Source organism: Arthrobacter sp. MDT1-48-3 (genome assembly GCF_054511015.1).
In genome coordinates this window covers 285,951-299,058 of record NZ_JBTNDL010000001.1, presented here as the reverse complement: position 1 = coordinate 299,058, position 13,108 = coordinate 285,951, and the positions used below count along the sequence as shown (strand labels likewise).

Below are 13,108 nucleotides of genomic sequence, written 5' to 3'. Positions count from 1 at the left end.
TCACCCCGTGATGCCGTGCCGCTGGAGCCAGAGCTCCAGCACGCCGAGCTGCCACAGCATGTTGTTGCCGCCCGGGCTGTAGTGTCCGTTCGGCTCGTCCAGCAGGAGGTCGACGTAGTCGGCGCGGAAGAGCCCGCGGTCCTTCGCCTCGGGGGCCCGGAGGGCCTCGCGCACGGTCGTGAGCAGCGGTTCGGCCAGATACTTGACGGGTGGGACGGGGAAGTAGCCCTTGGGCCTGTCGATCACCTCGGGCGGGATGACCTGCCGGGCGATGTCCTTGAGGATGCCCTTCCCGCCCTGCGTGGCCTTGAACTCGGGCGGGCACTGCGCGGCGAGGGTGACGAGGTCCTGGTCGAGGAAGGGGACGCGGGCCTCGAGCCCCCACGCCATCGTCATGCTGTCCACGCGCTTCACGGGGTCGTCGACCAGCAACAGGTGGGTGTCGAGCCGCAGGACGGCGTCGAGTGCGGTGTCGGCGCCGGGAGCGTCGAGGTGTGCCTCCAGCAGCGCGCGGCTCACGTCGGTGTCCGTGTACCATTCGGGCTCGACGACGTCGGCGATCTGTTCGTGCGTGCGGTCGAGGAATGCGCCGCGGAAGGCATCGAGCGCCTCCCTCCGGGTTGCCGTCCCGGCGGGCTGGTGGTAGGCGTACCCGGCGAACACCTCGTCCGCGCCCTGCCCGGACTGCACCACCTTGATGTGCTCCGAGACCGTCTTCGAGAGGAGATAGAACCCCGTCACGTCCTGGGTGCCCATGGGCTCGGTCATCGCACCGATCGTGTCCTCGATGGCCGGCACGAGCTCCGAGCCTGCGATGGAGATGCGGTGGTGACGCGTCCCGTACTTCTCGGCGACGAGGTCCGAGTACCGGAACTCGTCGCCCTCCTCCCCGCCCGCGCCGTCGAAGCCGATGCTGAAGGTGCTCAGTCCCTCCTGCCCGAGTTCGGCGAGCAGCGCCACGATGAGGCTCGAGTCGACGCCGCCGGACAGCAGCACGCCCACGGGCACGTCCGAGACGAGCCGGCGCCGGACGGCGGTGGTCAGGGACTCGTGCAGCGCGTCCTGCCAGTCGCCGGCGCTCCAGTCCGCCTTGCCGGGGTCACGCACGTAGTCGGGCTTCCAGTACACGCGGTCGCGCTGGCCGCCATCGGCGTCGATCACCCGGACGGTCGCGGGAGGCAGCTTGCGGACACCCCGCAGGATGGTCCGCGGGGCGGGGACGATGGAGTGCCAGCTCAGGTAGTGGTGGAGCGCCACCTCGTCGATGGAGGTGTCCACACCGCCGCCGGCCACGAGGGCTGGGAGGGTGGAGGCGAAGCGCAGCCGTCCCGGCAGTTCCGCGATGTAGAGGGGTTTGATGCCGAGGCGGTCCCGCGCCATCACGACGCGCTCGCGGCGCTCGTCCACGACGGCGACGGCGAACATCCCCACGAGGTGGTCCACGAAGTCCTCGTCCCAGCGCTGGTACGCGCGCAGGATGACTTCGGTGTCGCTCGTGGAGGAGAAGACAGTGTCGCCGCCGAGTTCGGCCCTGAGCTCCGGGTAGTTGTAGATGCAGCCGTTGAAGACGATGGTCAGGCCCGAGCCGGGGTCGTGCATGGGCTGGGCGCCCGCCTCGGAGAGGTCGATGACGGTGAGGCGCCGGTGTCCCAGGGCGACCCGGCCGTTGGTCCAGCTCCCGTGCCCGTCCGGGCCCCGCGACGCCATCGCGGCCGTCATGCGCGCCACGGGTTCCTGCTCCGCACGAGCACCCCGGAAGGCTATCTCACCGGCGATCCCACACATTCGTCCTCCACGTCGTCCGCGTCCTGTACTCGGGCTCCACGGGGTGCGGAGCTGATCCGGAAACCGGTCATCGTCGGAAGCGCGGTGCACACCCTCCGGCTCGTCGGAGGGTGGCGGCTCCCGCTGCGCCGCCGCCTCCCCCAGAGGGGTCGCCGCGCGCCTCGACCGGATTGCGAAGCATGCCTTCGGTCTACCATCCGGGGGATGGTGGACGGTCGGGAAGATTGCGGTTGCCAACCGCCCGTCGTGCCGACCGCGGCTAGCGGTCGACGCCGGACATGTCCTCGTAGCGGTCGCCGACGGGTGCGGCGACGGCGTCGAGTTGCTCAAGCTGGCCGGCCGTGAGGGTGAGGCCGTCCGCGGCGACGTTCTCCTCGAGGTAGTGCACCTGCTTGGTCCCGGGGATGGGAGCGATGTCGTCCCCCTGCGCGAGGAGCCAGGCCAGGGCCACCTGGCCCGGCGTGGCTCCGGCCTGCTGGGCGACGTCGTCCACCTGTTCGACGATCCGGATGTTCGCCTGCAGGTTCTCTCCTGCGAAGCGGGGATTCCGGCGGCGGAAGTCCGACTCGTCGAGCGCGTCCACCGAGCGGATGGCGCCGGTCAGGAATCCCCTGCCCAGCGGCGAATAGGGTACGAACCCGATACCGAGTTCGCGGACCAGGGGGAGGAGCTCGCGTTCTGGATCCCTGCTCCACAGGGAGTACTCGGTCTGCAGCGCCGTCACGGGATGGACGGCGTGCGCCCGGCGGATCGTCTCCGGTGCCGCTTCCGAGAGCCCGATGTGCAGGATCTTGCCCTCCCGGACGAGGTCCGCCAGGGCGCCCATGGTCTCCTCCACGGGGACCGAGGGGTCCATCCGGTGCTGGTAGTAGAGGTCGACGTGGTCGGTGCCGAGCCGCCGGAGCGATCCGTCGATCGAGAGGCGCACGTTCTCCGGGCTCCCATCGATGCCTCCGGCGTCTCCCGCGGTATGGCGGATGGTGCCGAACTTCGTGGCGATCACGACGTCGTCCCGCCGGTCCTTCAGGGCCCGGCCGAGCAGTTCCTCGTTCGTGTACGGGCCGTACATCTCGGCGGTGTCGAAGAAGGTGACACCGAGATCGAGGGCGCGGTGGAGGGTCCTCGTCGCACCCGCGTCGTCGGTGCCGCTGCCGGTGTAGAACGCGGACATCCCCATGCAGCCGAGGCCGAGCCGGGAGACGTCGAGGCTGGAACCGAGTCGGATGGTCTTCATGGAGCCGCCTTGTGTCGAGGGAAGGGGTGCCCGGCCAGCGTACGCCCGGGGGGCGGAACGCGTGCGGTGAGATTCGGCTGTCCCGTTGTTTGCACGGTGTGCAACTTTGCCTCTACGCTTGACCCGTGCTGAGTACTACCGAGAACGCCGGTCCCCTGGGCCGCCGTGAACAGAACAAGGTCGACACGCGCCGCGCGATCGCGGACGCGGCCTTCGACCTCGCCCGCTCCGTCGGTCCGGGAGCCTTCACCGTGGACCAGATCGCCGCGCGGGCCGGAGTGTCGCGCCGGACGTTCTTCAACTACTTCCACAGTGCGGAGGACGCCCTGACCGTGCGGACGGACGGGTTCCTCGAACTCGCGCTCGCCGTCTTCGGGCAGCTACCTCAGGACGAGCCGTTGTTCGACTCCATCGTCCGGGCGTTCTCCGAGACCACACGGATGGAGGGGCTGTCCCAGCACGGCGAACTCTTCCGGATGGCGGACTCGAATCCCGATCTCCTGCGCGCACAGCTGCACTCGTGGGAGCGGGCGGAGGCCCTGATCGTCGAGGCCCTGCGTCGGCGCCTCGGACCTGCCGCATCCACCCTCTACCTCACCGCGCTGGTGGGGTGCGTGCTGTCCTGCACGAAGGCGGCCATGCGGGACTGGGCCGCCAGCACGCCCGAGTCCGGCGACGACTCGGGCACGCAGCTCGAGGCGCGCATCCTCGCATCGCTGACCATGCTGCGGAACGGTTTCGCCGATCCCACGACCGATCCCATAGCCGATCCCACGACCGATTCCACGGCGGACATCGCCGCGGACACGACGGCGACGGCGCAGGGCACGAGCCCTGTGCCGTCCGTAACTGCCGGTCCCTGACACCACCCCTTCCCCGGCCTCCGCCCCTCACCCCGCAAGGACCACTCCATGGCTTTTCTGCTCTACCGGCTCGGCTCGTTCGCGTTCCGGAGGAGGTGGTGGGTCATCTCCGCATGGCTGGCGATCATGCTCGCGGTGGCGGGGGCCGCCGTCGCCTTCTCGGGCACCCTGACGAACAACTTCACGATCCCCGGGACGGAGTCGCAGCGCATCTCCGACCGGTTGCGGGAGGAACTGCCCGAGGCCGTCGGCGGGACCGGCACCGTGGTCTTCACCACCGAGGACGGGACCGCCTTCTCGCCCGAGCAGCGCGACGGGGTCGAGTCCGCTCTGGCAGCGATCGCGGACCTGGACGGTGTGCGCGGTGTCGTCGACCCGTTCGACGTCGCGGACCAGGTCGCCGCCGGTGGCCAGGAGATCGAAGCGGGCCGCGCCGAGCTCACGGCGAGCGAGCAGCAGCTGAGCGCGGGCGAGGCGCAGCTCGTGCAGGGCCAGGCCCAGCTCGACCAGCAGCGCGCGCAGCTCGAACAGGCCCGCGGAACGCTCCCGCCGGCGCAGGTGACCACCACCGAACAGCAGCTCGCGCAGGGACAGGCGCAGCTCGACGCGAGCCGGACCGAGCTCGCATCCGGCCGCGAGCAGCTCGAGTCCGGCAGGGCCGAGCTGGAGCTCGCCCAGCGTCAGCTCGAGGCGACGTCCGGCGTGAGCCTCGTCTCCGAGGACGGCACGACGGCGGTCGCCAGCGTGCAGTTCGAGCAGCAGATCAACGGCGTGTCGCCCGAACTGCGGGAAGCGGTCCAGGAGACGGCCGCCGACGCCGAGACAGCCGGCGTGGCCGTCGACTACAGCAAGGAGATCGTCGAGGACGTATCGGGGATCGTCGGTGCCACCGAGGCCGTCGGCCTGGCCGTCGCCGCCGTCGTCCTGATCGTGATGCTGGGCACGCTGATCGCCGCGGGGCTCCCGCTCCTGATGGCCATCGTCGGCGTCGGGGTGGGCGTGGGCATCACGTTCGCGCTCTCCGGCGTGATCGAGATGAACAGCATCTCTCCCGTCCTCGCCCTGATGCTCGGGCTCGCCGTCGGCATCGACTACTCGCTGTTCATCGTGAACAGGCACCGCACACAGCTGCTGCACGGGATGGACCTGCAGGAGTCGCTCGCCCGGGCAACGGGCACGGCGGGTAACGCGGTCCTCTTCGCCGGTATCACCGTGATCGTGGCCCTCGCCGCGCTGGCAGTACCGGGATTGCCGTTCCTGACGGTGATGGGACTGTCGGCCGCCGGTACCGTCGCGGTGTCCGTGCTCGTGGCCCTGACCCTCACGCCGGCCCTGCTCGCGGTGATCGGACGGCGGGTCGTCTCGAAGCGCCGCTGGGCCCGGACCCACGGTGGCAGGCACTCGGCCGCCGCACCGCTCGATACGGACAGCGGAACGTCCCTCGCCGACCAACGCGCGGCGCGGGGCGCGGGATGGGGTGGCATCGTCACGCGGCGGCCCGTCCTGACGGTCCTCGCCGGGATCCTCCTCCTCGGCGTCATCGCGATCCCTGCGGCACAGCTCCGCGTGGGCCTGCCCGACGGCGGCACCGAACCCGCCGACTCGACGGCGTTCCAGGCCTACAGCACGATCGGGGACAAGTTCGGCGCGGGCACCAACGGCCCGCTGATCGTCGTCGGGTCCCTGCCCGAGACCGCCGACGACGCCGAGCTGACCGCGTTGCGGCTGGACGTCAACGACCGCCTGCTCGAGGTGCCGGACGTCGCCGCGTCCGTGCCCGCGGCGGTCAGCGAGGACGGTCGTACCGCGATCTTCCAGGTCCTCCCGGAGGAGGGTCCGGCGAGCGAGACCACCGAGAACCTCGTCCGGGATCTCCGCGCTCTGACCGACGACTTCGAGGAGGAGACGGGTGTCCCGATCGCCGTGACCGGGCAGACCGCCGCGAACATCGACGTGTCCGCGAAGCTGATGGAGGCGCTGCCGGTCTACCTGGGCATCGTGGTCGGCCTGTCACTGATCCTGCTCCTGCTGGTCTTCCGCTCGATCCTCGTGCCGGTCATCGCGACGGCCGGATTCCTGCTGTCCCTCCTGGCGAGTTTCGGCGCGACGGTTGCCATCTACCAGTGGGGTTGGCTCGGGGACTTCTTCGGGGTCACCAATCCGGGGCCCATCCTGAGCTTCCTGCCGATCATCCTGATCGGCGTCCTGTTCGGCCTCGCGATGGACTACCAGATGTTCCTGGTGTCGGGCATGCGTGAGGCGTACGTCCACGGTGACGACCCGAAGGCCGCGGTGCGCATCGGCTTCAGCCACGGCGCGCGCGTGGTCACCGCGGCGGCGATCATCATGGTGTCGGTGTTCGCGGGCTTCGTCTTCTCGCACCTCGCCATGGTGCGCCCGATCGGGTTCGGACTCGCCTTCGGCGTGCTGCTGGACGCGTTCGTGGTCCGCATGACGCTGGTTCCGGCCGCGATGTACCTGCTGGGACGGCACGCGTGGTGGCTTCCCGCCTGGCTCGAGCGGATCCTGCCGGATGTCGACGTCGAGGGTGCGAAGCTGCTCCGCGAGGAGAATGAGGAGCGCGTACCGGTCTCCGTCTAGTCCTGCTCGTGCCGGGCGGCGCCGTCGTCGGGGCGCCGTCCGGCCGGTGCGTCCGGCCGGCGGGAGCCGCTATGTGCCGAGGTAGCGGCCGGGCCTGTGGTTGAGGGCCAGGACCAGGTTGAGCAGAACGGCCCCGACGGCGGACAGCAGGACGCCGGCCGGCTCGACCACGGTGAGGGCCGTGAGGATGACGGCTGTGTCCAGACCCATCTGGACGTACCCGGCCCGCCAGCCCAGGCGTTCCTGGAGGATCAGCGCGAGGATGTTGAACCCGCCGAGGCTCGCCTTGTGGCGGAAGAGGATCAGGAGCCCCACGCCTGCCAGCAGGTTCCCACCGAGGGCTGCATAGAGCGGATCCAGCATCACGTTCCCGAGCGCGAGGGGATGCAGGTAGGACAGGGCGGAGACCAGTGCGACCGCCGCCATGGTGCGCAGGGTGAAATCCCATCCCTTCTTCCACACGGCCAGTGCGAAGAACGGCACGTTCACGGTGAAGAACAGGACGCTGAAGGGGAGTCCGCCCAGATAGCTCAGGAGCAGTGCCAGACCGGCGGTGCCACCGGTCACGGCGCCACTCGTCTTGAGGAGGAACAGGCCGAGCGACACCGTGAAGGTTCCCGTGACGATCCCGAGGACGTCCTCGAAGGCCGAATGCCGGACGATCAGGTCCGGTTCGTCGGTCTCGGGTGGGGGTGCCGTGGTGTCCATGGCCGCAACGTACCATCGGGCGTTTCCGCGGATCCAACGGATCGGCATGGATGTGAAGGAAAGCACAGGGACAGGGCCCGGTGGTGGGTCCGCCGACGGTGGTTCAGTGCAGCGGGACGCGGAGGTCCGCCGGCGACGGCAGGTCCCGCCGGACGGCGGTCAACCAGTCCCGCGCGTCGTCCGCTTCCGCGAAGTACCGTGTCCGGCTGCGGGACTGGGCGATGAAGGCGGCGAGGACCCTGTCCACGGGGTCGCTCCCGATCAGCGCGATGGGCCCGAGGTGGCGGTAGGCCACGAGCATCTGGCGTGCCGGCGGCGTGATGTGCCTGACCAGGGTCAGGTGCACCAGCATCGGGGCGGAGTGCCAGTGCGGGAAATGCGTGATCGTGTTCGCGAGCACGTCGAGCTCGCCGGGCCCGATCACGGCTCCGGGCCGCCACAGGACCTCGAGGATCCCGGCCGCATGCAGGATCCTGAAGTCGTCCACGGTCGGTCCTCCTCCGTCGGTGCGCCGATGTGCAGCCGTTGCCTGCAGTCTCGCACCGCGGCGCCCGGGAGCCTAAACGGTGTCGGCCGGGAAGCCTAGACGATGTCGGCCGCGCCCGGCGCGGACCTCCAGGCCTCGACCTCGGCCAGGAGGGCGGCGCGCCGTTCCCCGCTGATGAACGCGGAGCGGAACGAGTTGGCGGCGAGGGTCGCGAGGTCGTCCACGCCCAGTCCGAAGGATTGCCGCAGCGCGGAGAAGTTGTCGTCGACGTACCCGCCGAAGTAGGCGGGATCGTCCGAGTTCACGGATACGTTCAGCCCGCGGGCCAGCATCGCCGGCAGTGGGTGGTCCCGGAGGGTGGCGACGGCGCGGAGCCGGACGTTCGAGAGCGGGCAGACCGTCAGCGGCACCTGGTCGGCGACGAGCCGCTGCACGAGCGCCTCGTCCTCGAGGCACCGGATGCCGTGGTCCAGCCGGTCCACCCGGAGGATGTCGAGCGCCTCCCGGACGTAGCCGGGCGGGCCCTCCTCGCCCGCGTGCGCGATGCACTTCAGGCCGGCGGCGCGTGCGACGTCGTACACCTCGGCGAAGAGCGATGGCGGATAGCCCACCTCGGCGGAGTCGAGGCCGATCCCGATGATCGGGGCCTCCATGGCGAGGAGGTCCCGCAGGACCGCGAGCGCCTCCGCGGCGGGGCGGTCGCGCAGGAAGGCGGCGATCAGCGAGGTGCTGATGCCGTAGTCGGCCTCGCTCGTGGACAGTGCTGCAGCCACTCCGCCGACACAGGTCTCGAGGGCGATGCCGCGGGCGAGGTGCGCCTGCGGGTCCATCATGATCTCCGCGTGCCGCACTCCGGCCGCGGCTGCGCGGCGGAGGTAGGCCCGGGTCATGTCGGTGAAGTCCGCCTCGGTGCGCAGCACGTCCATGTTGGCGTAGTACAGGTCGAGGAACGACTGCAGGTCGGTGAACGCGTAGCGATCCGCCAGGTCGGCCGTGTCGGCGTAGGGCAGGCGGATCCCGTTGCGGGCGGCCAGGGTGAAGATGAGCTCCGGCTCGAGGGTCCCCTCGATGTGCAGGTGCAGTTCGGCGCAGGGCAGGGAAGGCATGGTTCCAGCCTAGGGGCCCGCGCCGCTCCGCCGGAGCGCCGCACCTCGGACGGGCGGCGCGGGACACGGGAAAGGGCGGACCCGACCGGGCCCGCCCTTGTCCGTGCATCCCCTAGTAGAGGGCGGCCTCCGACTCGGTGGCCGGCGTGACGCCGTGGCCGAGGTTCGCGGCCAGCTTCGCGCCGAGTTCGGCGTCCACGTTCGCCCAGTACTGGACGGCGCGGGCGCGGATGTCGTCACTCTTCACGCCGCCGACCGCGCCGGTGATCGTCTCCAGGAAGCGCGCACGCTGCGCGTCGTCGAACACCTCGCGGTACAGCGTGCCGGCCTGGCCGAAGTCGTCGTCCTCCGCGTGCAGCGAGTGGGCTGCACGGACGAGGTCGCCGTCGTTCTCCCAGCCGCCGTGCGCACCGTACTGCGCCGGATCCGCGGCGGGCCCGCCGACGGAGTTCGGCGCGTACACCGGGGTGGAGGAGGAGTTGAAGTAGTAGCGCGCCGCGCCGTCCTTCGAGTAGTTCCGCACCTCGTTCTTCGGCATGTTCACGGGCAGCTGCGCGTGGTTGGTGCCCACGCGGTAGCGGTGCGCGTCCGCGTAGGAGAAGATGCGGGCCTGCAGCATGCGGTCCGGGCTGGCGGCGATACCGGGCACGAAGTTCGACGGCGCGAACGTCGCCTGCTCGATCTGCGCGAAGTAGTTCTCCGGGTTGCGGTTCAGCGTGAGCCTGCCGACCGGGATCAGGGGGTAGTCGCCCTGGGGCCAGACCTTCGTGAGGTCGAACGGGTTGAACCGGTACGTCTTCGCATCGTCGTAGGGCATGATCTGGACCTTGAGGTCCCAGCTCGGGTGGTTGCCCTTCGCGATGTTCTCCGAGAGGTCGCGCAGGTGGTGGTCGGCGTCCGAGCCGGCCAGCGCCTCGGCCTCGTCGACCGTCAGCACCTCGTGGCCCTGGTTGGACTTGAAGTGGTACTTGACCCAGAACTTCTCGTTGGACTCGTTGATCCACATGTAGGTGTGCGAGCCGTAGCCGTTCATGGTGCGCCACGAGTTCGGCAGGCCGCGGTCACCCATCAGCCAGGTCACCTGGTGCGCCGACTCGGGGCTGAGCGTCCAGAAGTCCCACTGCATGTCGGCGTCGCGCAGGTTGGTGCCGGGAAGGCGCTTCTGCGAGTGGATGAAGTCGGGGAACTTGATGCCGTCGCGGATGAAGAACACCGGGGTGTTGTTGCCCACGAGGTCGTAGTTGCCCTCGGAGGTGTAGAACTTCAGGGCGAAGCCTCGGGGGTCGCGCCACGTATCCGGTGAGCCCTGCTCGCCGGCCACGGAGGAGAAGCGGAGGAGGGTCTCCGTCGTCGTGCCCTTCTGGAAGAGCGCCGCGCGGGTGTACATGCTGACGTCCTCGGTGGTCTCGAAGACACCGAACGCTCCGCCGCCCTTGGCGTGGACCACGCGCTCGGGGACACGCTCGCGGTTGAACTGGGCCAGCTTCTCGATGAGGTAGTGGTCGGTCAGCGGGATGGCGCCGTCGCGGCCGAGGACGGACGAGTTGCTGTCATCGATGACGGGGGCGCCGGACTGCGTGGTGCTGAAGTTCGCGGACATAGTGCTCCTGTTCCTAGGGGTTGGGGATCAGTGGTGGCTGGGGGCTGCCGAGCGGCAGTCGTCGCAGAGGCCCTGGTAGAGGACCTCCGCGATCTGGATGGTCATGCGGCGTGCACCGGGCGACCACTCGGGGGTCAGGCAGGGCGCGTGTCCCACGGCGCAGTCGACGTCCTCGATCCGGCCGCAGCCGGTGCAGATCGCGTGGTGGTGGTTGTCGCCCACACGGGTCTCGTACCGGGCAGGGGAGTGCGGCGTGTCGATGCGGCGCAGCAGGCCGATGTCGGTGAGGTCGGCCAGGATCACGTAGACGGACTGCACCGTGATGTGCGGCAGGTCCGCGCGGACCGCGGTCGCGGCGTCGTCGGCCGTGGCGTGGGGGTACTGCTCGACGGCGGCGAGGACCGCGAGGCGCTGGCGCGTCACGCGGCGGCCGTGGACATGCAGGGCTGCGGACCAGCGGGCCTCGCGGGCCTCCGGTGTCATCGCTGCCTGCATCATGGCTTCAGTGAACCAGTAAATCTGAGTTAGTCATAATAAGGTCCGACTAACTTGCGCACCACGGGTGGCTCGCGATGGGTACCGTGGAAAGAGTGAACCTCTTCGAGCGTGGCCGGGCCTGGCTGCTGGACTACGCCTACGTGGGCTTCTGGCAGGTTCAGGGTTTCCTCTTCCGGGCCGATCCCGCCCAGTACCTCACTCCCCCCGCCGATGCTCCCCGAGGCAAGGCACCGGTGCTCCTCATCCCGGGCATCTACGAGACCTGGCAGTTCCTGCGGCCCGTCGCCGACCACCTGCACCGGGCAGGTCATCCCGTGCATGTCGTGCAGAAACTCGGGTACAACCGCGGCACCGTGGAGGCGATGGCCCAGCTCGCCGCCGGCTACCTCGAGGAGCACGACCTCACCGACGTCGTGATCGTGGCGCACAGCAAGGGCGGGCTGATCGGCAAGTTCCTCATGACCATGTCCAGCGTGGCACCGCGGATCACCCGCCTCGTCGCCGTCAACACGCCGTTCTCCGGTTCCGTCTACGCCGAATTCTTCTTCCTGCCGAGCATCCGCGCGTTCTCGCCGCGCAACCCGACGCTCCGGACGCTCCTGGCCAATCTCGCGCTCAACAGCCGCATCACCTCGATCTACGGGCGGTTCGATCCCCACATCCCGGGCGGGAGCTTCGTGGAGGGGGCACGGAACGTCCAACTGGACACCACGGGCCATTTCCGGCCCATCGCGGACAGGCGGGTCCTGCAGGAGATCGACCGCGCCATCGGGGCAGGGGAACGCGACTCCGCCTGAGGCGTGCCAGGTTCGTTGCTGCAGCGAATCAATGCCCGGCTAGACTTTCCCCGTGCCACGACTCCTCGCCGACATCACCCCGCTGAAGGAATCGCCGGCATTCCGGCGGCTCTACATCGGGTCGGCACTCTCGGCCATCGGCACGCAGCTCACCATCGTCGCCGTCAGCCTCCAGATCTACTCGCTCACCCAGTCCACGTTCAGCGTGGGCCTGCTCAGCCTGTTCGCACTCGTGCCCCTGGTCGTCGCAGGCCTCTACGGCGGGGCGATCGCCGACGCGCAGGACCGGCGGACCGTCGCCCTCTACTCCGGCTTCGCTCTGTGGGGCACCACCATGGCCGTCGCCGCGCAGGCCTGGATCGGCGTCGACAGCGTCTGGCTGCTGTATCTCCTGGTCGCCATCCAGTCGGGCGCCGCGGGCATCAACCAGCCCACCAGGAGCTCCATCATCCCGCGCCTCGTCCGCCCGGAACTGCTGCCGGCCGCCAATGCGCTGAGCATGATCACCTTCGGCCTCGCCTTCACCGTCGGGCCGCTGCTCGCCGGCCTCCTGGTGGCGCAGGTCGGCTACGCCTGGACGTACACGGTCGACGTCGTCACCTTCACCTTCGCGCTGTGGGCCGTCTTCCGGCTCCCGTCCCTGCCCCCTGAGGGTCCCACCCGACGCGCCGGGCTCGCGACGGTCCTCGAGGGCTTCCGCTTCCTCGGTACACGGCCGAACATCCGCATGACGTTCATCCTCGACCTGATCGCCATGATCACCTCCCAGCCGCGGGCGCTGCTGCCCGCCGTCGGGGCTGTGCTCATCGGCGGAGGTGAACAGACCGTCGGCATCCTGCTCGCCTCGGCCGCGTTCGGTTCGGTGCTGGCCGGCCTGTTCTCCGGACCCCTCGGCCGGATCCACAAGCACGGCCGGGCCGTGATCTGGTCGATCGTCGGGTGGGGTGCGTCCGTGGCGGGCTTCGGGCTCGTGGTCGTCATGGCGGGTTCGTCGGCCCTGCCGGTTCCCGGTGAGGGGGAACTGTCGGTGTGGGTGCTTCCTGCAGCAGCCTGCCTGGTGCTGGCAGGCATCGCCGATTCGGTCAGCAGCGTGTTCCGCAACACCATCCTGCAGTCCGCCACGCCGGACGCCATGCGCGGGCGCCTGCAGGGCGTGTTCATCGTCGTCGTCGCCGGTGGTCCCCGCCTCGGGGACATGGTGGCCGGCGGCCAGGCCGCCTGGCTGGGGGAGGGCTGGACCGCCGTCGTCGGGGGTGTCGCCTGTATCGTGCTGGTACTCGCCGTGGCCCGTTGGCAGCCCCGGTTCGCGCGGTACGACTCCCGCCGGCCGGAGGCCTGACCGCCGCCCCGGCCCGTCCTCGGTGACGCCCCTCGCCGTACGATGAATGGAACACCGCGCTCCGACCCGCCGTTGTACCGGTGGGCGGCG

General features: G+C 69.8%; 11 protein-coding genes. 4 read left to right on the top strand and 7 right to left on the bottom strand.

The annotated features are described in order from the left end of the window. Window positions 1-1,785: an N-acetylglutaminylglutamine amidotransferase gene (locus tag ACX80L_RS01495; RefSeq protein ID WP_459287229.1), complete on the bottom strand. Its 1,785-nt coding sequence runs from the start codon at window positions 1,783-1,785 to the stop codon at window positions 1-3. Window positions 1,786-2,044: 259 nt separating this feature from the next. After that, window positions 2,045-3,019 (bottom strand): aldo/keto reductase, encoded by a 975-nt coding sequence (locus tag ACX80L_RS01490; protein ID WP_459287227.1) that lies wholly within the window; start codon window positions 3,017-3,019, stop codon window positions 2,045-2,047. A gap of 125 nt (window positions 3,020-3,144) precedes the next feature. On the opposite strand from ACX80L_RS01490, the gene ACX80L_RS01485 reads away from it, so the two are divergent. Together ACX80L_RS01485 and ACX80L_RS01480 are read left to right on the top strand one after the other, a co-directional pair. Continuing rightward, complete coding sequence (locus ACX80L_RS01485) at window positions 3,145-3,882, top strand: TetR/AcrR family transcriptional regulator (protein WP_459287225.1); 738 nt, start codon at window positions 3,145-3,147, stop codon at window positions 3,880-3,882. A 48-nt stretch (window positions 3,883-3,930) separates the two neighbouring features. Continuing rightward, the gene (locus tag ACX80L_RS01480) at window positions 3,931-6,483 is read left to right on the top strand and encodes an MMPL family transporter (protein ID WP_459287223.1); all 2,553 of its coding nucleotides are present in this window, start codon (window positions 3,931-3,933) and stop codon (window positions 6,481-6,483) included. 69 nt (window positions 6,484-6,552) lie between these two features. Here the strand turns inward: ACX80L_RS01480 and ACX80L_RS01475 are convergent, their stop codons facing one another. From ACX80L_RS01475 to ACX80L_RS01455, 5 genes are all read right to left on the bottom strand, one after another. Next, window positions 6,553-7,191, bottom strand: coding sequence for a YitT family protein (locus ACX80L_RS01475; protein ID WP_459287221.1), 639 nt, complete (start codon window positions 7,189-7,191; stop codon window positions 6,553-6,555). A 103-nt stretch (window positions 7,192-7,294) separates the two neighbouring features. After that, window positions 7,295-7,678, bottom strand: coding sequence for a hypothetical protein (locus ACX80L_RS01470; protein ID WP_459287219.1), 384 nt, complete (start codon window positions 7,676-7,678; stop codon window positions 7,295-7,297). Window positions 7,679-7,773: 95 nt separating this feature from the next. After that, a complete protein-coding gene (locus tag ACX80L_RS01465) occupies window positions 7,774-8,784 on the bottom strand; it encodes an adenosine deaminase (protein WP_459287217.1) in 1,011 nt (336 codons plus the stop codon). Window positions 8,785-8,896: 112 nt separating this feature from the next. Beyond that, window positions 8,897-10,384, bottom strand: a complete 1,488-nt coding sequence (locus tag ACX80L_RS01460) for a catalase (RefSeq protein ID WP_459287215.1) — start codon at window positions 10,382-10,384, stop codon at window positions 8,897-8,899. A 27-nt stretch (window positions 10,385-10,411) separates the two neighbouring features. Next, a complete protein-coding gene (locus ACX80L_RS01455) occupies window positions 10,412-10,882 on the bottom strand; it encodes a Fur family transcriptional regulator (protein WP_432206091.1) in 471 nt (156 codons plus the stop codon). A gap of 92 nt (window positions 10,883-10,974) precedes the next feature. Between ACX80L_RS01455 and ACX80L_RS01450 the strand changes: the two genes are divergently transcribed. Both ACX80L_RS01450 and ACX80L_RS01445 read left to right on the top strand, forming a co-directional pair. Beyond that, window positions 10,975-11,679, top strand: a complete 705-nt coding sequence (locus ACX80L_RS01450; protein WP_459287213.1) for an esterase/lipase family protein — start codon at window positions 10,975-10,977, stop codon at window positions 11,677-11,679. A gap of 52 nt (window positions 11,680-11,731) precedes the next feature. Beyond that, entirely contained in the window at window positions 11,732-13,018 is a 1,287-nt protein-coding gene (locus tag ACX80L_RS01445; RefSeq protein WP_459287211.1) for an MFS transporter, read from the top strand. Window positions 13,019-13,108 lie beyond the last annotated feature (90 nt).